Below are 21,284 nucleotides of genomic sequence, written 5' to 3' on the forward strand. Positions count from 1 at the left end.
AGAGAACCAATGCCAATCCTATTCAAGAACGCGCTTATCGTGGACGCCACTGATCGCGGTGCAAGGGACGGCGCCGTTTACGTTGAGAACGACAAGATCAGGGACACCGCATTTTCCGGCCGAGTTCCCGACAACTGCCAAGTCTTCGACCTAAAGGGCAAGAGCTTGATGCCGGGTCTCATTGATTGCCATGTTCACGTCGTGGCAAGTATGATGAACCTAGCTCAAAATGCAGCGCTGCCGGATGCTCTTGCCGTGCTTCGTTCTGTACCGATTATGCGAGGCATGCTGGAGAGAGGCTTCACCACGGTGCGCGACGTGGGCGGCGCTCCTGTTGCCCTCGCTGATGCCCAGGAGCAAGGCCTGATTGCCGGTCCGAAACTGATTGTCTGCGGCAAGGCCCTCTCCAAGACAGGTGGACATACGGATTTCCGGCAGAAATACGATGTGGCTGAACCGTATCGCAACGATCAAAGGTTTGGATCACTCGGACGGCTCGCAGATGGTATCGACGAAGTACGCCGTGCCTGTCGAGAAGAGCTACGACAAGGCGCTCGCTTCATAAAGGTGATGGCTAACGGCGGCGTCGGAAGTCCGACCGACCCTATCGACTGGTTCGGCTACTCCGAGGAGGAACTACGCGTCGCTGTTGGCGAGGCCCGCGATGCGCACACCTATGTATCAGCTCACCTGTACACTGCAGCAGGAATCAAGCGAGCCGTGGAGTGTGGCGTCCGTTCGCTCGAACATTGCAACCTTATTGACGAGGAGACGGCCGAGCTTGCCGCCGCTGCAGGTGCATTTGCGGTACCCACGTTGACAATCTTTGAGGCTCAGGCCCGAGAGGGAGAAAAGCTCGGTTTGCCGAAGGCAAATAGACCGAAGCTCGACATGGTGCGATCAGCCGGCTTCAAAAGCATCGAGATCCTGCGGAATGCAGGAGTCAAGATGGCCTATGGCACAGATCTACTCGGTGAGACCCATGCATACCAGAACGAGGAGTTCAGGTACCGATCGGAGGTTCTATCACCAGATGAGGTGCTCGCCAGCGCGACAACGACAGCATCCGAATTGGTCGGCGCTGAAGGCCGGCTCGGCGTCATCTGTGAAGGGGCAATCGCGGACCTTCTTGTCGTCCAGGGAAATCCTCTACACCAAATCGATCTGCTTGCGGCTCCCCAACGTAACATAAGAATGGTGGTTCAAGACGGAATAGCCGTGATTGACCGCGGACTCTAGATTCCTGGCCTCCTAAAATGCGGGCGCTCGACATATCGACGTAGAGCCCGACAGGCTTCTGCCTGAGCAAGCGCGGAGCTGCGCCGAAATACCAATTCCACCACATCGGACCTTGAGAATAGTTACCCGTGGCGGACACTTCGCTAGCAAGAATCGAAGTTGTGAAATGCACCGTGTATTCCAGAACTTTATTGATCTATTAGCGGCTGCCGAAGACCCCTTGGATTTCTCCAAAGCGATGTCAGTCACGGCGACCGCGTTGGACCTGTCGTGCTTTGCTTATCTGGCCCTACCACGCTCACATCGTGACAAGCCATGTTTGATTTCAACATATCCCACAGAATGGACATCACATTATCTCCAGAGTCACTATCAACGCTTCGACCCGGTTATTGTGGAGGCTCTCGCAACTCCAGAACCCTTCCGATGGGGATTTGGGTCACGCTCCCATTCACCGATGCAGCAGAAATTACTCGATGAAGCCTCACAATACGGGATTCGGCTCGGCTTCACCGTACCCATTCATGATGGTCTCGGTCTCGTTGCGGCCCTAACCTTCGCTTCAGACCAGCGAAGTCTCCTGTTCGAGAAGTGTATTGGGTCGCACGGCAGAGTCTTGCAGTTGATGGCACTGTATTTCCATGCGCATGCTAGCCGTCAGCTCACAAACAAGTACAAAGTCGGCGCAATTATCTTATCTCCTCGTGAGTTCGAATGCTTGGAATGGGCTTCGCAAGGCAAAAGCGCCTGGGAGATCGGATGCATCCTCGGCATCTCGCGCAATACAGTGGCGTACTATCTGGACAATGCAAAGCAGAAGCTGGGCGTCCGGACGGTCGTGCAAGCGGTAACGCGACTGACCGCCGCGAGCAAAGAAAAGCGGAATTAGGGCGCCTCCCCCCCTGCAACTACAGGTGATGCAACCGACCAATAATCCCGCTTCAAAGGTGTTCAGAAGCACTTTTGGGAGGGACCATTATTCAGTTGATAACGCCACCTTCGTATGGGGATTTTTCCGGCACGCTCGTTGAAATGTATCGGATGCGGCACCGCGTTTTTAAGCTCCGCATGGCGTGGGACGTTCAGACCAGCGGCGACATGGAGATGGATGATTTCGACGCACTGCATCCCGTCTACCTGACACAGGTGTCTGAAAGCGGCCTGGTGCAAGGCTCCGTTCGTCTCCTGCCTTCTCTCGGCCCGACCATGCTTCGCGATACTTTCTCCGTGCTTCTTGAAGGCCACCCTGCCCCCTCAACGCCACTCGTTTGGGAAAGCAGCAGGTTCGCGATCGACGTTGCAGCCGACGCTCCCAAGGCAGATCACGGCATAACTCGTGCCGCATACGAGCTGTTTGCTGGAATGGTCGAGTTCGGGCTTTCGCGTAAGCTCACTGATATAGTTACCGTCACAGATGTCCGAATGGAACGAATCCTTCGACGGGCTGGCTGGCCGCTGCGACGAATTGGCAATCCTGCCGCCATTGGCAACACCGTGGCCGTGGCGGGTTATCTTTCAATTTCGAGCGAGACTCTCGCCAACCTTCGTAAGGCCGGAGGTCTTTCGGCACCGGTTCTCTGGACGCCGGTACTTTTTGCTGCCGCCTAACGATCCACGCCAACGAACGAGATATAGGTCCCCGCCTGGAGCGGGGACTTTCTATCTTGTGGTTTGATCACGAGCTTCGAATATGACAGAGACTGGAATCCGGAACGATCGGCGGAACGCAGCGAGTGCTATTGACCTGCAGCAACTTCGATTGGCTGTTATCGCTTGTGACTGCGGAAGCTTTCGACGAGCTGCGGAGGCCCTTTCGATCAAGCACAACGTGCTCAGCCGTAATATCGGTCAACTCGAGTATCTCGTCGGCGCTTCACTGTTTGAGCGCTCAAGCGGTGGAATCAAGCCTACTCTGGCCGGTCGCGTAGTTCTGCGAATTGCGCGGCTGATCCTGGAACAGGTCGACATGCTCGTTGACACCGGGAGGTCCGGTGGTCGTGGCGACACTGGCCATCTTGTCATTGGCTTCTACACTTCCATGTCCACGGGCAACTTGCGGGCAACGATAGGTGAGCTCAAGAAGGTGATCCCGCAACTCGAATTGGTAACGATGGAACGCTCTCGATCCCGTCTGATGACTGCCCTCCGTAACGGTACCGTCGACGTTGTCGTTAGCCCTGGACGTCTCCCTTCAAGGGATACGAAATCACTACTGCTGTGGAGCGAACGTATCCTGATCTCGCTACCCGAGGATCACTGCCTGGCGGCGCGCGAGATCATCTATTGGACCGATTTGCGTAAGGAAAAGATCCTTCTAAGCGAGTATGATCCTGGACGAGAACTAGAGGATCTCCTGATCTCGAAGCTCGTACTACCCGACGACCGACCCAGGGTGGAACGCCACGATGTTAGTCGTGGCATCATCAAGAGTCTGACGAGTATGGGCATGGGGCTTAGTCTGGTAATGGAATCGGATATTGGCGCAAGCTTCGCTGGCTTGGTGTACCGGGAGTTGCAGGACGGAACGGGACCAAGCCGAGTGGACTTCCATGCACACTGGCGTAACGACAATGAAAATCCAGCTCTGAAGCGTTTCCTCAGTCTGCTAGCGGAGCGCTATCCCTCGCCCCCGCCGGTTGTTGGAGAATGATTGGTTCGTCTCGCCTTTGCAAACCCACGGTCTGTGGCCATAAAGCGCGCCAGCATGGGCGCGATCAGCTTTGCCGGATCGATACGCTGCCCGTTTTCGCGTGCCAAGGCCTCTGCATAGGCGACGAGATCCCGATGCACTGATGCCGGAAGTTCAGTGGCGACCTTGACCGGCTTGTCGTCCGGCAACGCTCCGATTTTGAGCTTTGGCATGTTGTCACCTTCCGTATGGCACGAGTACGAGATCGCGATTGACAATGACACGCACTGGGAAACCAGGTCGTACGGTGAGAGTAGGCTGGATGTTGAGACTGCGCCGAACCACCTGCTGTCCTGTTTGATTCAGAGAATCCGAGGCCCCGTGCCGCAATGCCTGGATGATGGCGCTGTCGTTGCCATTGGTGTCCGAGCCAGCCCCTAGCTCGGTCCCGACCGCCAGAAACGTCGACAGCGCAGCAGCCTTGAACAGTTCGCCCCAGTGATTGTCGACCTGATCTTCGAGACCTGCATATCCCGCGGTGTCGGCGCCAGGCTGCCGCTCGAGAACGATTGAACGTCCATTCGGCATGATCAGCCGGGTCCAAACGAGCAGAACACGGGACTGGCCGAAAGTGACCTGGCTATCGTAGATACCGATCAGGCGCGCACCCTGAGGCACAAGCAGAAAGCGGCCGGTCGGTGTGTCGAAAACATTCTCGGTGATCTGCGCGGTCACGAACGCCATGCAGGCCGTCACCAGTCCCCAGGTGATCATGATCCGGGCGATCCAGCGTCGGGCACCAACTTTCTGCAGCGCCAGATTGCTCGGCACTTCCACCAGGAAGTAGGAGACGAAGAACAGGCTGGCGCCAAAGCCGAACATCGCCGGCGTCAACCCAAGATCCTTATTCATCTGCAATGCCGCGAAGCCGACATTCACGCGATCGAGCAGTGCGAAAAAGTAGCAGATCATCAGGAATGGCACGAGGCGTAGGATGACCTTGCGCATCGTCACCTTTTCCAACTGGTCGAGGTCTGTTAGAGCGGCCGTCACGTCTCTCTCCCTGTTGTCCTGGTTTACTTGGCCGCTGACTTGGCCACGATGGCGTCGATCGCGATCTTGTAGTTCTCTGGAACGACGCCCTTGAAATGGTCTTTCAGGCCGAGCTTCTCCTTCCAGCGCAGCCGCGCCACCGTTGCGCGTGCCATCAACGGCTCGATGCCGGCGTCTTCGACCGCCTCGGCGGCCATCTCGACCTCCTCGGTGCGGCGCTTGGCATGGATGACACCGGATGGCGTGAGGCTCTCGACGGTATCCATAAAGGGACGCGTGAGCGTCTTCGACGCCGAGGCGAGGACGATTTCGTCCAGCCCATAGGATCGGGCCGCCAGCAACGTCTCGTCGATCCGGGCTTCGATCCCCCTGATCAGGACGGAGCGAAGGATCTTGATGCCCGACGCCGTTCCAAGTTTCTCGCCGGCGTATTCGATGCTCATGCCCCAGGGCACCAGCAGGTCGATGACGCGCTGCCCGGCCGCACCGCTCGACAGCATGTGCATGGAATAGCCGTTCTTCGGCGTGCCCATGATGGAGCCGTCGCCGAGTGTGGCGCCCGTCTTGGCGAGCCGCTCGGCCACGCCGTACTTCACCTTCGGCGTGGCCGAGGCGAAGTCGAGAAAGGTGTGGCGGCTGTCGAGCAAAGGAGCAAAGGCATCAGCGCTTTCCAGCGAGGCGGAGCCCGGGGTGACGCTGAAGATCAACTCCGCCGCGTCAGCCAGTTCCTTGTTGGATTTGACCAGAGTGACGCCCGCCGCCTTGGCGCGGCTCTGGATCAGGTCGGCATAGGGACCGTCAAAAGCGTATTTGTCGTAGCAGAAGATCTGCTTGAGGCCGGCCGCGCCCAGACCTTTGCCCAACGTGCTGCCGATCTCGCCATAACCGACCAGACCAAGACGAAATTGCTTCTGTTCGCTCATCTTCAAATTCCTTTCGAGAGAGGTGCGATCCGGTTGTTGCGGCCGTCGGCCGCCCCAGCCTCACGCTGCAGGCTGACGCCAACCACCCGGATCAGGATGGCGGCAAGGGTGAGGAATGCGGCCACGGATATCAGGGCCCAGGAGAAGCTGTCAGTGGTTTGCCGGATCACGCCGATGAGATAAGGACCGACGAAGCCACCAAGATTTCCGATCGAGACGATCATGGCGAGGCCACCGGCGGCTGCGCTGCCGGTCAGGAAGCTCGACGGGATCGGCCAAAAGGTCGACTGGTAGCACATGATCCCGATGACCGCGCCGCAGAGCGCAATTATCGAAACCAGCGCGGATGACGTCGCGTAACCGCAGACGATCAGCGACGCAGCGCCAACGAGTAGCGCGGACGCCACGAACCAGCTGCGCTCACCGCCTTTGTCCGACAGGCGCGCCCACAACATCATGGCAACGCCGCCACAGATGTAGGGAATGGCCGCGATGAAGCCGACGGCGACGACACCGAAGCCGAGGCCCTTGATGATTTGCGGCATCCAGAGGCCGAGGCCGACCGAGCCGATGATGGCGCAGAAGTTGACGGCGGAGCAGACCAGGACGCGCCAATTGGTGAAGACGTCGCGGAGCCGGGACGAGTGCCTGGCGGCGATGGCCTCGCGCTCCGCCGTCAGCCACTTGGCTTGCTCGGGTTTGTCGGTGAGCGTGAAGAAGCACACGAAACCGAGCACGGTCGCCGGCAAGCCTTCGAGGATCAGCAGCCACTGCCAGCCATGTAGGCCGCCCAAGCCATCAAGCGTCAACAGCGAGCTTGAGATCGGCGCGCCGATAATGTTCGCGATCGGGATACCCAGCAGGAACGCGTTGAATCCCTGCCTCACTCTGGTGCGCATCTCCGGCTACGGACAGACCGGTCCGTACCGTGATCGCCCGGGCTTCGGCGCCATCAGAGAGGCGATGGGCGGGCTGCGCTACACCACGGGCGACCCCCACTCTCCAGCCGCGCGCTCAATCGTTTCAGCGGCCAACGCTTTGAGAGCACGCCCCTAATGTCAGCTGGCTGCTGCGGGATCAGAGCAATGAAATTTAGCGTAGTTTGCGGGTCTCCGCGCGCGCTGCTCGGTCATCCTTTCCGCACGGAAGGCGACCGGCCAAAACGGACGGTTCGTGGAAATGGTATCTCCCGACCGTTCATAATCCCCTTTGGACGATAGATAAGGATCACGATCATCACGACACCAAGGCCAATCTCCTGCACGCCCTTGGGAAGCTGGAATGTCCCGTTGCCGTTTTCCAGCACCCGGAGGAATTCGGTCACCGACGTGAGCACCAACACACCGAGAACGGCACCGGACAGGCTCTGGACGCCACCGACGGTCAGCATCGCGAGCGTCAGAAAGGTCATCGGGATATAAAATGAGTCGACGGTCAGTATCCCCATGAAGGAGGAATAGAACGCGCCTCCAACGCCAACGACGACAGCACTCAGCACCCACGCGATCAGCCGCATCCGCGCGATGCGGACCGCTGCGGATTGCGCCGCGATCGGCTCATCTCGACTCGCCCGTAAGGTCAGACCGTAACGAGACGATTGGTGCAGAAATGCAATCCAGACAGCCGCGACAGCCCCCAGTGCGGCCGTAACCGTGCCAACCTCCACCGGAATATTCGAGATCGAGCTGGTACCCCCGGTGACCGACTCCCAATTGCTATAGACAGCAAACACGATTGCCAGGAACGCAAAGGTCGCGATGGATGCCGCAACTCCCGCCAACCTAACAATCACGCAGCCCACGGCAGCCGAGACCAGTCCCGTGATGATTGCGGCGTCGGCTACGCCGACCCAGAACGGATAAGCGTTGTTCCGCAACCATTCCGGCAGGCCAGGAAGATAGAGCAGCTTTACCATCGGCAGGGTGCAGCATGTAAACCACGCAGCAGCATAGGCCCCGATAGCCGTAAAGCCGATATGGCCGAACGACAGCATGCCGGAATTTCCGATAAAGATATACATGCCCACGACAATTATGATCCGGATCATCATTTCGGTGATCACCTGATCGACACCGGGTCCGGAAGCCATCGCTGCAATAGCAAGCACCGAAAGCAGCGCCGACAGGACAAGCGCCGGCCACGCGAAGCGAAGGACGCTTTCGAGAGCTAGTTTGTCACGGCTCATGTGCAGGCCCCATCAGCAACCCGATGTCGAATCTTGCGGCCGCTAAACCCGCTCCTGAAACGCGGCAACCTTGATCAGGCCACTCGGACGCACCGCAAGAACCAACACTACCAACCCGAAGAGAAAGGCGTCGCGGAAAGACCTGACCTCCAGCGGTAAGTAAGCTTGTAAGAAGGAACTGGCGATTCCCACCGACAACGCGCCCAGTACGGCTCCCGAAAGGCTACCCATGCCGCCGAGTACGGTCGCAATGAAAGCATAGAGAACGATCCCGCCGCCCATGACAGGAGACAGGACTCCCGTCTGAGTGACCAACAGCAGCGATACCGCCGAAGCCAGAATTCCGCTTATGGCAAAAGCGATCGCAATGACAAAGTTGGCGCGAACCCCGAGATACCTAGCCATCACAAAATCCTCGGACGCGGCACGCATCTCGATTCCGAACCGCGTATGACGCAGGAACAGCACCAGCAAAAGCAAAAGAACGAGCGTCGTGCCAACTATGACGAGCTGTAGGGCGGGAACCCTGATGTCGCCAAATTCGATCACGCGGGTCAGCTCCGGCCATAGTCCGATCGACTTGGGTCGCGCCCCATAGACCATGAGAACGAGATTCTGGACGAGGTAGCCGAGCGCAAACGACGCAATCATCAGAGATGCCGGCGTAGCGCGCCGAAGGAAGCTGAAGACCAGTCGATCCGAAATCAGGGCAACAGCCACCACAATTGCGCAAATTGTTATAACGAGCGGTACGAGCGGCCAGGCACCGACGAACGCTGTCGCCGCAACCGCGGCTGACGGCGCGATCAAGCCATACGCGCCAACGGTGACAAAGTCACCATGTGCGAAATTGATCAATCGGAGAATGCCGAAAAGCAGGCCGATCCCCAGCGCAGCCAACGCATAAAGGCTTCCCAGGCTTACGGCATCGATAAGCGTCTGTATGAAATGGCTCATGCGGGGAGCTCCTCCGCCCACGAGTGGTGCTGGCTCGACCCAAAATAAGCTTCCGTCAGAGCTGTACCGTCTCGCAAGTCCTCGGCTGAACCTGAGAGGCGTATCTCACCCTCTCGAAGAACGTGGATAGTCTCTGCGAAACGAAGGACGCGTTTCGACGTCTGCTCATTGATCAGCAATGTGAGCCCTCGAGTCGCTCGAAGCGACCGCAGAACCTCGTAGACTTCATCGACGATACGCGGCGCGAGACCGAGGGATGGTTCGTCGATCAGCAAAAGCTTCGGTCGCGTCATTAGCGCGCGTGCGATGACCAGCATCTGCTGCTCCCCGCCCGATAGCTTCCCGGCCGCCTGACGAAAGCGCTCGCAAAGCCTCGGAAACAACTCCAGCATGGCTTCCATGTCGCGCGCAGCCCCAGCCGGATCGTTCCGCATATACGAACCAATCAGAAGGTTCTCGCGCACGGACATCGTGGCAAATACGTGTCGTCCCTCCGGCACCAGGGACACTCCCTTGACCGCGATGGCTTCTGGGCGGCTCGCCACAATCGGCACGCCGTCAAAGACGATATCTCCCCTAACGGGTTTCACCCCGCCAGCGATCGCAGCCAATATGGTCGACTTACCTGCGCCATTGGGTCCGACGATGGCAGCGGCAGAGCCACGTGGCAACGACAAGGATACGTCTCGCACCGCCGTCATTCGCCCATAGCGGACGGTTATTCCTGCGAGCACGAGTAGCTGGTTCGCCATGCTAGGCCTCCGTGCCCAAATAGGCCTCGATGACCGCTCCATTGCATCTGACCTCGTCGGGGGTCCCTTCGACGAGCGTCCGGCCGCCATCGAGAACGTGGAGTCGATCACTGACGCTCATGACCAATGTCATGTTGTGTTCAATCAACAGGACACCGCAGTCAAACGTGCAAGGAAGCTTGCGGATGATATGCATCAGCTCTTCGCACTCGCTATCCGACATGCCAGCTGCGGGCTCATCGAGCAGGACGAACTTTGGTCGCATCGCCAGGGCACGAGCTATGCCTACACGGCGCTCATCCGTGTATGGGAGCACACCCGCAAACTTATCAGCGAGGGTGACGATACCCAGTCGAGCCAGGATGTCCATGGCCTCGCGTCGAGCCTTGCCGCGCGCCAGGCCGAGAGCGACGAGAGGAACCTCCACGTTCTCGCTCACCGTCATGTCCGAGAAAAGCCGCCCACTCTGGAAAGTCCGAGAGACCCCGCGGGCTCTGAAATCGGCAGCGGTCCACCCCGCCGTCTGGGCGCCGTCAACCAATATGACACCCTCGTTGGGCTTTTGAAAGCCCGTCAAGCAGTTCACTAGCGTCGTCTTGCCCGCGCCGTTTGGGCCTATCAAGCCCACGACTTCCCCGCGGGAAAGAGACAGACGAACATCGGACAGCGCGGAGATACCACCGAACCTAACGGAGATGCCCGTCGCCTCGAGTTGCATCATCGTCTCCGGCCGCTGCAGCATAAATGGCGTTCTCCGCTCACATAGTGCTGCCCGAATGTAAATTACTTGCTCCGCTCCCACTCTTTAGTAACGTCATCCAACGCACGCTGAAACCGATCGAACATCTCATTGATCTCGCCTTCAGTAATGATCAGCGGCGGTGAGAATGCGCATGCATCGCTCGTGGGTATGCCGCGACAGATCATCTTGTACGCTTCTTCCGCGCGGTCGCGCACCCGCCTGCTAAAGGCCTTTTCTGGTGAAAAGTAGCGGCGAAGCTCCTTCGACTCCACGAATTCGACGGCGCCCATAAGCCCCGCATAGCGAACGTCACCAACGTACGGATGGCTCCGAAGTTGCTCAAGTCGACGGGCGAAGACCGGTGCCACGTTGCGAACGTGCTCGTCAATCCTACGCTCTTCCAGGATATCGAGAACCTTTAACGCTACCGCGCAACCGACCGGATGGCCGGAGTATGTGGCACCGTGAGCAAAAAAGCCAATTTCTGCGCTACCTTTCACCAAACCTTCGTAGATGTCGTTCGACACGACAGTCGCGGCAAGCGGCTGGTAAGCCGAGGTCAGCCCCTTGGCCACCGTCATCGTATTCGGCACGAATCCCATCGTCTCACAGCCCCAGAACTTTCCGGTGCGATAGAAACCCGTGATGACTTCATCGGAAAGGAAAAGAACGTCGTGCCTTTTCAGGATCTCCGAAATCCTTTCATAGTACCCTTTCGGCGGGACGACCACTCCCCCAGCTCCGGTTACAGGTTCGGCGATGAAGGCTGCGACGGTGTCCGGACCAAGCCTGAGAATTGTCTCCTCTAGTTCATCAGCCATACGCTGCGCAAACTGGTCCTGCGTCTCGCCGGGCAGCCCCTCCCGAAAGAAATTCGGATCTGATACGTGCACAATGCCCGGGATCGGCACATCGAAGGCCAGGTGATTAGTGCGAATTCCGGTAAGACTAGTGGCTGCTAGGGTTGACCCATGATAGCCGTTCTGCCGTGCAATGATCGTCTTCTTTCGCGGGCGCCCGAGCGCGTTGTTGTAGTAGCGCACCGCCTTGACGAGGAAGTCGTTCGCCTCCGAGCCGGACAAGGAGAAATAAGTCTTTGCATTTTTGAACGGCGCCTTTTCAGAAAGTCGTTCCGCAAGTTCGATCGCCGGGAGCACCGATTTATGAGCGACCGTATGGTAGTAGGGGAGCTTCTCCATTTGGCGCACAGCGGCTTCCACCAATTCCTGCTCGCCGAAGCCGAGCGCTGTGCACCACATCCCACCTGCACCTTCGAGATACGGCGTTCCGTTCTCGTCGAAGATAAAGATCCCCTTTCCCCCGGTAATCACCGTCACCCCGCGCTCGCGAAGGGTTGCCAATTCGACGTAACCGTGAAGAACGTTCTGCACATCGCGCGCTGAGGCGGAGTTTATTCTCATTGTTGAGTCCTCATTTACGAATTGTCGTGGCCGCTTACATCAGCGACAGTTGCGGATGAAGTCCTCTGGAAAACTGACGGCAGCACCTAGGAAAGCCTTTCCAACGAGCGGCCTACCGCGACCACGAACTCGTCGATCTCGTCTCGTGTCATCACCGTGGATATGAATCCCATACCCTTGCTTGAAATGTGATAGCCTTCGTGCAGCAGGGCCTCCTGGAGGCGCTGCAGCAAAACGCCTTCCGCGTGAGTATGATAGCCTGATCGATAATCTGTGATCGGTCGGCGGTGTCCTGCGATTTTGAACATCGAACCGATTCCGGTGATTTGGCCGGCAAAGCCCGCTTTCCGGAAGACCTCCGAAACGCCCTTGCGTGCTCTTTCACCGAGATCATCGATCCCAGTAATTTCCGCTGCGTTCAGAAGATCAAGCGAAACCTTACCCGCAACCATCGAGACCGGATTCGCAGTGAAAGTACCGCTCCACGGCAAGAGTGGCTTGCCTTTGCGGTGATCAAACACGCTCATCACCTCTCGCCGGCCGGCGACTGCGCCGACTGGAAAGCCGCCTCCTATGATCTTGGCAAGCACGGTGATATCTGGATCGATATTGAACAGTGTCTGCGCCCCACCGGTACTCAGGCGAAATGAGATGACCTCGTCCAGGATGAGGAGCGCACCGATGTCTCTCGACACGCGCCGAGTCATCTCGATGAACTCACGAGAAGCTGGAACAAATCCGATATGGCTCGGCGCTGCATCGACGAGAATCGCAGCGATCTCGCTCGCCTGCGCACGGATGATGCGCTCAGCGACCGCGACGTCGTTGAAGGGAATGACAATGACGTCCTGAAGAACCCCCTTTGGCACGCCATGCGAGTAACCTCGCGATTGCGGATCGTTTCCCCAGTCTTCGGGTCCGGGATCAAGACTTACCTCGGCATAATCATACATGCCGTGATAGGCCCCCTCGATCTTGACGAATTTCGGCCGTCCGGTGAGCGCCCGAGCAGCTTTGATGGCACACATGACCGCTTCGGAACCGGAATTCGAGAAACGCACCTGTTCCATTGCAGGAATTCGCTGCACGATCGTTTCGGCGAGAGCGATCTCTGCCTCGGTGGGCAGCGTGAACGCCGTGCCGAGGCCGATCCGCCTTAGCACGGCGTCGACGATGGATGGATTGGCGTGACCGTGGATCAGGGAGGCGAAGTTGTTGAGGAGATCGAAACGGCGCGTTCCGTCGACATCGATCACATAACTCCCCTCGCCGCGTGCGGCGTAGATCGGGAACGGGTCCTGCCACGGCTGGATGCGCGTGATGCCGCCGGGCATGACCTTCTCGCCCCGGTCATAGAGTGACTTCGATCGCGAGCTTGTCGAAGGCCACGCCGCCTTGGGCATGTTGGTCAACGGGCCACGCATCGCGTTCTCCCTATTGCGCAGCGGAAGTTTTTCGCAGCCTTTCAGTGGCTGCGACATCGATTGTCAGTTGGTCGCTCTCCGGATCGCCGGTCAGCACCACCTTGTAGATGCCCTTGGCGCGGCTGGGCGTCTCATACCCCTCCGCGACGTCCCTCAGCACTCGCTGCGCAGAGCGCTCCTCGGGGGGGCCATAACCTGCCCCTGAAGTCGCGTAGCCCTTCACGAGTTCGCCTCTCGCAAGCGTCAGACCAACGACATTGGGCAGCTCACGTTCGGTGCCATTGGCATCCACATGAACGTGCCTTGCCTTGAGGCCGTCATGTCCCCCGCGGACGCCCTTGGGTGGAAAATGAGTGCCGTCGCAGGGCCACAACACGGTTACCGGCGCATCCTTGGCGCCGTATGCGATCTCGACCGCAGGTGCCCCCCTGAACCGCCCGGCGCCAGCGGTCCCCGGAATGGTCCGCAGGTGCTTGAACTCGATCGGCATTTTCAGTTCGTCGATTTCGACGGAGTCGCGGTACATCAGGCCGGACACCACGGGAATGGTATAGGTCGGCCAGCCATCCGCCTTTGGGCTGCCTGGGCCGCCCGCGCCAATGACGATGAGCTGATTGACGAACGGGGCGCCATCGTAGCGATGGTCGGCCCCTGATACGACCGCGACGCCTGCTCCCATTCCGACACCGCCTTCGGCGAGTCCGGAGCCGTCTCCAATCTGGGCGAAGGCAGATTGGGTCAGATTGATCAATCGATCGGCAACATTTGTGGTCGCCACCGAGCAACTGTGGGGAAACTTTGGGCGTCCGCAGACAGCCCCATCCTTCAAGAGCACTCTGATTCGACGAAATGACCCCGAATTGCGTGGAACTGATGAGTCAATCGAGTTGAACACGCCTGCCACGCTTGCGGCCGTAGCGCACGCTTCGCTCTCGTTGAAGCCGCAGTCGACGTTGTCGACATTGTCCAGCAGGTCCAACTCGATCATCTCGTCGTCTGGATCGATGCGAACGGTCACCTTGAGGGGAATACCCTCTGGCAGCAGGCCATCCAGCGGGTCGTGCGCGCCCCGGGCCGAGAGTTCGGCTTTCGGCAGCGCGCGAATTGCGAGGCGCATCCGCTGTTCTGAATAGTCGAGCCAGCTCGCGATGAATTTCTTTATCTCGGCCTTCCCATACTTTGCACAGAGTTCCTTGAGCCGCCTTTCTGCGATCCTCGCAGAACCAATGCCGGCGAGGAAATCTCCATACCATTGGTTCGGCACGCGTATGCGCGAGCGGCCCATGCGTACCATGTCGTCGTTCGTCTTATAGTCGCGCTGAATTCGCACCACAGGGAAGATCAGCGCACCCTCTTCATACTGGTCCTTGGCCTGCGCCATGTAGGTTGTCGGGAGCGAATTCCCGATGTCCGCCTGATGCGCCTTCGCGACGGTCGTGAAGAGATGCTCACCTTCGATAAAGACAGGCACCAGAAATGCGTGATCCGCCGCGTGGGTATTGCCGAGATAAGGATCGTTGTGGAGGTAACAGTCGCCTTCCCGTATGTCGTTGGCATGGAGCTCGGTCATCGCCGCAGTCTGCATATGGCTGCCGAAGATATGGATGGGCAGGCCTTCGGCGGACGCGAGCAGTTGATTGTCTGCGGTGCATATTGCGCAGCTGAAGTCTCGTGCGCTGTTGATGACCGCCGAACGAGCCGCCCGGAGCAGCGTGTTCGTCATCTCGCGTATGATGCCATCCATCCTGTTTGCGATGATGGCGGTCACGTACGGATCGAAATTCGGCTTGGATGTTTCGCTCATGGAGGCCTCAAGACATGTGCAACACGTAGTTGCCGCTGGCACTGACGGTGGCGCTCATCTTCGGATAGACCACGAGGGTCGTGGTCTCCTCTTCGATGATCGCCGGCCCCTCGATTTGAGCCCCTGGGAATAGAGCTGCGGGCTTGTAGACCGCAGTTAGGACCGGTGTGTCAGCACCAAAGAAGCATTTCCGCTCGCTCGACGGATTCGCCGTGGCACGCCCATTCGGTGATTTCTCGCTCCGCGGCTTCGGAAGCGAGAGGACAAGCCTGGCTTTCCAATTGACGATCTCGACCGGACTTCCCTCGTCCCGAACGGCAAAGATGCGTTCGTGAACCGCGTGGAAAGCTTCAGCGAATGCCGCGACATCTTCCGCGCCGGAAAAGCGTGGTTTAGCGAGCGGCGTGTCAAGTTCCCAAACCTGGGCGAGGTACCGGGCTTCTGCGACGTATTCGATCCGATAACTGGAGCCGTGATCGCCGAAATTTGCGCGGAAGTCGTGAAGCCGTTGGGTGAGGTCACCGAGCAGCGCGTTCACACGCTGCAGATCGAAGCGTTCGGTCGATGTCACCAGAGAGGCGGATTCCTCCGTGACGATGTCAGCGAACTGCATTCCAGCGGCCGAAAGTGCTGATGCCACCTTCGGGAGGATCACGCGATCACAGCCGAGCTCGGCGGCGATCATCATGATGTTAAGCCCTGCCGCCCCCCCTCCGGCAACAATAGCGCTCTCGCGCGGATTGACACCTTCATTGATGGTGATCTCGCTGATGGCGCGGATCATGAATTCGCCGGCGAGCCTTACGATCCGGTAGGCCGTTCGCTCGACGCTCAATCCCACCTTCTGGGCAAGAGGCTCGATCACGCGGCGTGCGGCTTGCACGTCCAGGGTCATACGGCCGCCGAGGAAGAACTGCGGGTCAAAATAGCCGAGGACCACGGCGGCATCGGACACCGTCGGTAGCGTACCCCCTCTGCCATAACAGGCGGGCCCCGGGTCGGAACCTGCCGATTGCGGGCCGACACGCATCAGGCCGCCGTCGTCGATCCAGGCAATCGATCCTCCACCGGCTCCGATAGAGCGCATGTCGACGGCCGATATCCCGAGGAGGTCGCCGGTATACTGTGGTCCCAGCCAGGTTTCCCGGCTGTATTTTAATTGACCGTCACGCACGAGGCCAACATCGAACGTAGTGCCGCCTGTGTCACAGACGATCAGATCCTTGCCGAGTGCCTCTGCCTTCGCTACCGCAAGACCCGCAATCGGCGCCATCGCAGGTCCAGATCCAATGGTATAAATCGGCTTTCGGACCAAGGCATCGACGGAATTGCACCCTCCCGCCGTCGTGCTGATCAGGATTTCCCCCTTGAATCCTTCGTCCCTGAGATCACGCTCGAGCCCCCTCAGGTGCTCTTGCATCAGAGGCTTGAGTGATGCGTCGATTGCAGTTGCAGACGCTCGGCGATATTCGCGGACGATTGGTATCAACTGATGCGATAGCGTGTATGGGACGCCGGGCATCAGCTCGTCGAGCAGAGCGCCAAACCGCAGTTCATGGCTGGCATTGACGATCGACCAGAGGAAACAAACCGCCACAGCCTCGAACCCGCGCGATCTGATCGACCCAACGACCGCACGCGCTTGTTCGTCGTTAAAGGGAACGGAGAGGGTACCTTCGGAGGAAATGCGCTCCTCTATCTCAAAGGTGCTTCGGCGCGGTATGTACGGATCCGGGTAGTCCTCAGAGAAGTCGTGAGGATTGAACTTCCCTCCTTCCTTCAACAGCAGGATATCGCGAAAGCCCTGGGTCGTGACAAATGCGGTCTTTGCCGTGGTCCGCGTTACGATTGCGTTCGTCGCTCTCGTCGTGCCATAAATAAGCAGACGCGTTTGGGGCAGAAGGCTCTCGAGACTCAAGCCAATTTCTTCCGCCCCGGCCGCTATGGCTTCCCGCATCCCCTTGAATATGCGGTCAGGTGTCGTGAGCGCCTTTCCAATCGTCATTCCATTGGGGCCGGAGATTATGACGTCGGTGAACGTCCCGCCGGTATCCACCGAAATTGCATAAGACATGAGACCTCGTCTCCCGCACTTGACCGCGTTGCCGACACGCCTCTCGGAGTGCTATGTGGCTTCCATCGAACTGCCGCGATGCACCGTTGCCAACATGAGCGCCAGCTTACTTGGTTCGAAACAGAACATTCTTGGGCAACGCCTCCGAGAGTTTCTCCTCCCCGATCACCGTGACCTTTCCATTGTCGAACTTGAGGATTTGCATCAGTGCCGAGGTCTGAATGTGCCATTCGCCGGTGAAGGTTCGCGGACCGATCATGGTGGGTTGATCTTTGTACTGTTCCATGACTGGCACGAGCTTCTTCGCCTCAGCCGACCCTGCCTTTTCGACGGCGGTCGCCCAAAGGTCGAGGAAGGGATAGGCGGGCACACCGTATGTCGTGGCCGGAGGATGACCGAACTTCTCCGTAAAGCGCTTGACGAAGGCGTTGACGTCGGGCCGTGGGTCATTGCCATGCACAGAAGCCTGCACGGGGACATAGAAGTCCTTCAGGCCAGGCACGGTGTCGAGCCAGTATGTGCCATCCATGGCACTGCCGGCGAGGATCGGCGTGTCCAGGCCCGCCGCGCGGATCTGACGCACCGCACTCGCACCGCCCGGTACGTAGGAGCAGACCACGATCGCATCAGGCTTTTGCGGCAGGCTCGCAATGCGAGTGATCTGCGCCTGGATCGAAGGATCGTCGTTCTTGAAGGTATCGCTGCCGACGATCTCGACACCCGACGTCTGCTTGACCGCCCAATCGGCACCTGCGCAGACGGATTTATCGTATTCAGTGGCGGTATCGAGCAGGACGTAGAACTTCTTGGCCGCCAGCTTGTCATGGGCCCATTGTATCGCCGTAGCCCCCTGCACCTGCGCAGCAATCGAAGACGTGAAGGCGTACGGCCCCGCCCCCTGTACGCCGGCCTTCGGGTCTTCTGCGCACAGGAACATGGAGACCAAGCCCGCGCGCTGCGCGGCCGCGGCGGCAGGGGCTCCGAAGTCGTAGTCGCAAGACACGACGACAATTTGGGCGCCTTGATCGATAACGCTCTGCCCCGCGCGAGCGCCTTGAGCTCGATCGGACTTGGTGTCGGCCGAAACGATCCGTAGCTTCTTGCCGAGCAGACCGCCCTTAGCGTTTCGATCGTCGACCCACAGCTTCACGGCGTTAGTCCCATCGCCATCATACGCCAACATGAAACCAGACTCCGCGACAGCAAGACCAATTGTGATCTCGCTGTCTGCAGCAGCAGCACTCACGCCACTCGTGCCCCAACCGATGCAAACCGCGATCGCCAAGAAGACTGTGTAGATGGCTTTCATTCCTCTCCTCCCACCCTGCGACCGCTCATGGCGGATCCGTTTTCTTCCCACGGCCGGATCGATGTCCCTCCGAGCATGCAGCGGAAAAGGCGAGACCGGCGACGAAATAATGTGATCACATGTTTTCAGGCCGGGCAAGCAAAAATAGTGAGCGGGCGTTACCCAGGAGGGCCGCCGGAATATTGGTGCGGATAATTACACATTTTTTAAGGTCTTTCCGCGCGCCTGGCGCCATGGGGACCGCCCGACTAGTTCGCTCGCCTCGACCGTGAGATCGCCAATTGGTCAGGTGTGATCACATATTAAGCAAGGCAGGAGCCAAGCGGGGGCCCCCTTCGCAGCGCGATAGGAAGGAACTGCATGAGCCGGCTACGTGCAGGTGAGAAGCCGTCAGTCCAGGCCGAGACGCCGGTATACGAAGCGTTGGTACGTATACAGGTCTGCAAACCGTATATGCGCTGCTTCGTTCGCATCTCGCCTTCGCACTGCTCGAAAGAATTCTTCCTGAAGTCGAATCCCGAATGAGACGAATTCGCGATCTGAAGCCTCGTCCACGTTCATTGCGGCAGCATAGTATGGCGCGGTGCGCATTCTGAGTTGCAGAATTTGACCAGCCAAAGCCTTAGATCCCGAACACTGTGCAACAAGCATGGCCATCGCGTGCACCGTGGTGACGCGGGTCCGCCTGTCAGCTCGGACGGCATTTCGCCTGGGCGATTTCGTAAGATGTTCAGCACGAGACATCCTAAGATGCTCAGCCAGCGCTGAGAGATTCTCTTCACTCATTCGGGGGGTGGCAAGGCGCGCGGCCTCGCTTTCGAGAATATTTCGCAGATCAAAGATTTCATCCATAATGCTCTTATCGACACCTGGAAGCATTAGGCTGGCATTCGGCTTTAGGACGAGAGCTCCCTCGGCACTTAGTCGGGAAACTGCCTCACGAACGGGCTGCACGCTTGTGCCCAGGTCAGCAGCCAGGCCGCGCAAAGTCAGCTTGGCTCCAGGTAACCACTCACCTGTCAGGAGTTTCTCGCGAAGTGCGGAGTAAGCCTGTTGGCCAAGAGTTGCATTTTCTGGATCTTCGCGATCCGGATCGGTTGATGCGACTTTACGTAGCATTTGCAGTGAAATATCCAAGGCCCAACACCTACCATTCGGCGGCTCAACAATCTGTATGCCAAAAAGGCTGCGGTCAACCCGGACTGCTGCCGATCGAAGCATCTCTGCGTCCCGATTGGCGTCACCCTCCGGACCTGTCTCCCATTATTATTTTTGAGGCTGGGGCGACATCGCTTGTCTTCGTACCGTCCTTATCCAAATGAAGCAGCGGATCAGTCGGGAATGATCGGCTGCTGCGGAGCGGTCGTTCCAATTGGCATAAGCAGCGGCTGGCTAAAGCTCGCGATCCGACTATTGAATAATGTCGTTGTGCCGTCGCCGCGGGCAGACCTCGCATGTTTTCGACAAGCAACCGAAGTGTCGCTTATCAGGAAATCCACCCTCAGTCGTCAATTACAGCAGTTAGAACACTCGCTTGGCATCCGTCTTTTTAGGCGTTCAAGCAACACATCAAGCGATGGACGCCGCTTCTCCTGTCGGGTCTTCTTCGGTGCGGTTGTTGCGGATCTGGCGTGTAAGTTCAGGTGATCGGCCGAACGAACCAGTCACCCGATGTCGGTGCCGCTGATGCTGGAGGCTATGCTGGTCGCCATCGCGTATGGCGGACTCGATCATCATTTCGAGCTGGGTCGGCACGCCGTAGATCACGCTTGCCTTGTGGATTGCGATCAGGCGATCGACGAGATTCGGCCGAAACTTGCGACAGAGAATGACGATAGCCCCGACATACAGCCCGTGCGCAAGGCCGTACAGAAACAGCGAACGCGTCAGCGGGCTCGCCATTGCCGCGGACGACGGGCAGGCGCAGATGGCGTCCGCGACCGGCTCGAACGGACCGTAAGAATCGACCACCACCACCACCGCGCGCCGGCCATTGTTTCATCGCAACTCACCACGATGCCCGGCGTGAGCGCCGCGATCGCAAGCCGCGCCGTCTTCGTCGGCCAGGCTGGATCGAGAACCTGCGCTTCTCGCCCCGCGCGGCAGGCGGCGAGAAACAGCAGCATGAATACCGGCCCGTTCGGTAGATGCAACTCGACGCCGCGCCGGCACCACCTCGGCTAAATATCGAGCAAGACGATAGATGGCCGATCGGGATATTTGCAACTCACCGCAAAGTTGCGGCAAACAACGGCCGGTCCGTCCGGCGTTTTGCGCGCATGCCGCGGCAGCGTTGCAGCAATGGTGGAGACCATGGTCATAAACGACTGACGATTCCGGCCGGATAACTCCGGTGCGACGCCTCCGTGACAAAGGCGGTGGCCACCGCCTTCAAAAGATCCTCTGCGCGAACCCGGCGGGTTGCAGCCAGGGCCTGCGCCAAGCTCATCCTCACCATCGCCATCAGGCCGAGAATGCCGCAGGCATATTCCACCACGATGCCGCTCGTGACCGCGACAACGAGCGCCGCCGCGAATACCAGCAAGGCCCTCAGCCGCTCCACCGCGAGGCCCGACAGTAGGCAGCAGGGGTCCAGCCCAGCAGAAAGCCAACCGACGGCCCAAAGAACAGCCGAGCCCGCAGCACCCGCCCGACAGCAGCGGCGCTCCGAGCAGCACCACGAACAGAAACAGCAGCATAGCAACGCGCCATGACGAGGCCCTAGGATGATTCCGGCCAGCCTGACACCAAACGTCTGGGCCGCTAGGCGCT

The 21,284-nt window shown here is 58.8% G+C and carries 21 protein-coding genes and 1 pseudogene; 7 read left to right on the forward strand and 15 right to left on the reverse strand.

Going from position 1 to position 21,284, the window contains the following annotated elements; all coding sequences use genetic code 11:
• Positions 1-9: 9 nt before the first annotated feature.
• The 4 genes from ACVIIW_RS35640 (at position 10) to ACVIIW_RS35655 (ending at position 3,889) form a co-directional block, all read left to right on the forward strand.
• The gene (locus ACVIIW_RS35640) at positions 10-1,239 is read left to right on the forward strand and encodes an amidohydrolase family protein (protein WP_456704982.1); all 1,230 of its coding nucleotides are present in this window, start codon (positions 10-12) and stop codon (positions 1,237-1,239) included.
• Between the two features lie 166 nt (positions 1,240-1,405).
• Positions 1,406-2,128 (forward strand): helix-turn-helix transcriptional regulator, encoded by a 723-nt coding sequence (locus ACVIIW_RS35645; RefSeq protein WP_456704983.1) that lies wholly within the window; start codon positions 1,406-1,408, stop codon positions 2,126-2,128.
• Positions 2,129-2,214: 86 nt separating this feature from the next.
• Positions 2,215-2,847, forward strand: coding sequence for an acyl-homoserine-lactone synthase (locus ACVIIW_RS35650; protein WP_456705352.1), 633 nt, complete (start codon positions 2,215-2,217; stop codon positions 2,845-2,847).
• 82 nt (positions 2,848-2,929) lie between these two features.
• Positions 2,930-3,889 carry a LysR family transcriptional regulator gene (locus tag ACVIIW_RS35655; protein ID WP_456704984.1) on the forward strand — a complete coding sequence of 320 codons (960 nt, stop codon included), beginning with the start codon at positions 2,930-2,932 and terminating at the stop codon, positions 3,887-3,889.
• Here the strand turns inward: ACVIIW_RS35655 and ACVIIW_RS35660 are convergent.
• The 4 genes from ACVIIW_RS35660 to ACVIIW_RS35675 form a co-directional block, all read right to left on the reverse strand.
• Positions 3,856-4,101, reverse strand: a complete 246-nt coding sequence (locus ACVIIW_RS35660; RefSeq protein WP_456704985.1) for a DUF2274 domain-containing protein — start codon at positions 4,099-4,101, stop codon at positions 3,856-3,858. The two genes, ACVIIW_RS35655 and ACVIIW_RS35660, sit on opposite strands and share 34 nt — an antisense overlap.
• 4 nt (positions 4,102-4,105) lie before the next feature.
• Positions 4,106-4,876: an MFS transporter gene (locus tag ACVIIW_RS35665; RefSeq protein WP_456705353.1), complete on the reverse strand. Its 771-nt coding sequence runs from the start codon at positions 4,874-4,876 to the stop codon at positions 4,106-4,108.
• A gap of 68 nt (positions 4,877-4,944) precedes the next feature.
• The gene (locus ACVIIW_RS35670) at positions 4,945-5,844 is read right to left on the reverse strand and encodes a DUF1932 domain-containing protein (protein WP_456704986.1); all 900 of its coding nucleotides are present in this window, start codon (positions 5,842-5,844) and stop codon (positions 4,945-4,947) included.
• 2 nt (positions 5,845-5,846) lie between these two features.
• Positions 5,847-6,731, reverse strand: a complete 885-nt coding sequence (locus ACVIIW_RS35675) for an MFS transporter (RefSeq protein WP_456704987.1) — start codon at positions 6,729-6,731, stop codon at positions 5,847-5,849.
• Here ACVIIW_RS35675 and ACVIIW_RS35680 point away from each other — a divergent pair.
• Positions 6,682-6,900: a CoA transferase gene (locus tag ACVIIW_RS35680; RefSeq protein WP_456704988.1), complete on the forward strand. Its 219-nt coding sequence runs from the start codon at positions 6,682-6,684 to the stop codon at positions 6,898-6,900. The two genes, ACVIIW_RS35675 and ACVIIW_RS35680, sit on opposite strands and share 50 nt — an antisense overlap.
• Before the next feature lie 73 nt (positions 6,901-6,973).
• Here the strand turns inward: ACVIIW_RS35680 and ACVIIW_RS35685 are convergent, their stop codons facing one another.
• From ACVIIW_RS35685 to ACVIIW_RS35730, 10 genes are all read right to left on the reverse strand, one after another.
• The gene (locus tag ACVIIW_RS35685) at positions 6,974-8,029 is read right to left on the reverse strand and encodes a branched-chain amino acid ABC transporter permease (RefSeq protein ID WP_456704989.1); all 1,056 of its coding nucleotides are present in this window, start codon (positions 8,027-8,029) and stop codon (positions 6,974-6,976) included.
• Positions 8,030-8,071: 42 nt separating this feature from the next.
• On the reverse strand, positions 8,072-8,986 hold the full coding sequence (locus tag ACVIIW_RS35690) for a branched-chain amino acid ABC transporter permease (protein WP_456704990.1): 915 nt from the start codon (positions 8,984-8,986) through the stop codon (positions 8,072-8,074).
• Positions 8,983-9,738, reverse strand: coding sequence for an ABC transporter ATP-binding protein (locus tag ACVIIW_RS35695; protein ID WP_456704991.1), 756 nt, complete (start codon positions 9,736-9,738; stop codon positions 8,983-8,985). The genes ACVIIW_RS35690 and ACVIIW_RS35695 overlap by 4 nt, the downstream gene beginning before the upstream one ends.
• 1 nt (position 9,739) lies before the next feature.
• Entirely contained in the window at positions 9,740-10,480 is a 741-nt protein-coding gene (locus ACVIIW_RS35700) for an ABC transporter ATP-binding protein (protein ID WP_456704992.1), read from the reverse strand.
• A gap of 41 nt (positions 10,481-10,521) precedes the next feature.
• Positions 10,522-11,901, reverse strand: a complete 1,380-nt coding sequence (locus ACVIIW_RS35705) for an aminotransferase (protein WP_456704993.1) — start codon at positions 11,899-11,901, stop codon at positions 10,522-10,524.
• An 86-nt stretch (positions 11,902-11,987) separates the two neighbouring features.
• The gene (locus ACVIIW_RS35710) at positions 11,988-13,382 is read right to left on the reverse strand and encodes an aspartate aminotransferase family protein (RefSeq protein WP_456704994.1); all 1,395 of its coding nucleotides are present in this window, start codon (positions 13,380-13,382) and stop codon (positions 11,988-11,990) included.
• A complete protein-coding gene (locus tag ACVIIW_RS35715; RefSeq protein ID WP_456704995.1) occupies positions 13,336-15,129 on the reverse strand; it encodes a hydantoinase B/oxoprolinase family protein in 1,794 nt (597 codons plus the stop codon). The genes ACVIIW_RS35710 and ACVIIW_RS35715 overlap by 47 nt, the downstream gene beginning before the upstream one ends.
• A gap of 7 nt (positions 15,130-15,136) precedes the next feature.
• Positions 15,137-17,203 carry a hydantoinase/oxoprolinase family protein gene (locus tag ACVIIW_RS35720; protein ID WP_456704996.1) on the reverse strand — a complete coding sequence of 689 codons (2,067 nt, stop codon included), beginning with the start codon at positions 17,201-17,203 and terminating at the stop codon, positions 15,137-15,139.
• 106 nt (positions 17,204-17,309) lie between these two features.
• Positions 17,310-18,512, reverse strand: coding sequence for an ABC transporter substrate-binding protein (locus tag ACVIIW_RS35725; RefSeq protein WP_456704997.1), 1,203 nt, complete (start codon positions 18,510-18,512; stop codon positions 17,310-17,312).
• A gap of 390 nt (positions 18,513-18,902) precedes the next feature.
• Positions 18,903-19,649, reverse strand: coding sequence for a GntR family transcriptional regulator (locus ACVIIW_RS35730; RefSeq protein WP_456704998.1), 747 nt, complete (start codon positions 19,647-19,649; stop codon positions 18,903-18,905).
• A 204-nt stretch (positions 19,650-19,853) separates the two neighbouring features.
• On the opposite strand from ACVIIW_RS35730, the gene ACVIIW_RS35735 reads away from it, so the two are divergent.
• A complete protein-coding gene (locus tag ACVIIW_RS35735) occupies positions 19,854-20,159 on the forward strand; it encodes a LysR family transcriptional regulator (protein WP_456705354.1) in 306 nt (101 codons plus the stop codon).
• Between the two features lie 24 nt (positions 20,160-20,183).
• Entirely contained in the window at positions 20,184-20,696 is a 513-nt protein-coding gene (locus ACVIIW_RS35740; RefSeq protein WP_456704999.1) for a hypothetical protein, read from the forward strand.
• A gap of 133 nt (positions 20,697-20,829) precedes the next feature.
• Here ACVIIW_RS35740 and ACVIIW_RS35745 read toward each other — a convergent pair.
• Positions 20,830-21,261 (reverse strand): annotated as a pseudogene (locus ACVIIW_RS35745) (biotin transporter BioY); the annotation flags it as partial.
• Between the last annotated feature and the right edge of the window lie 23 nt (positions 21,262-21,284).

It is taken from the genome of Bradyrhizobium sp. USDA 4449, from assembly GCF_054056275.1.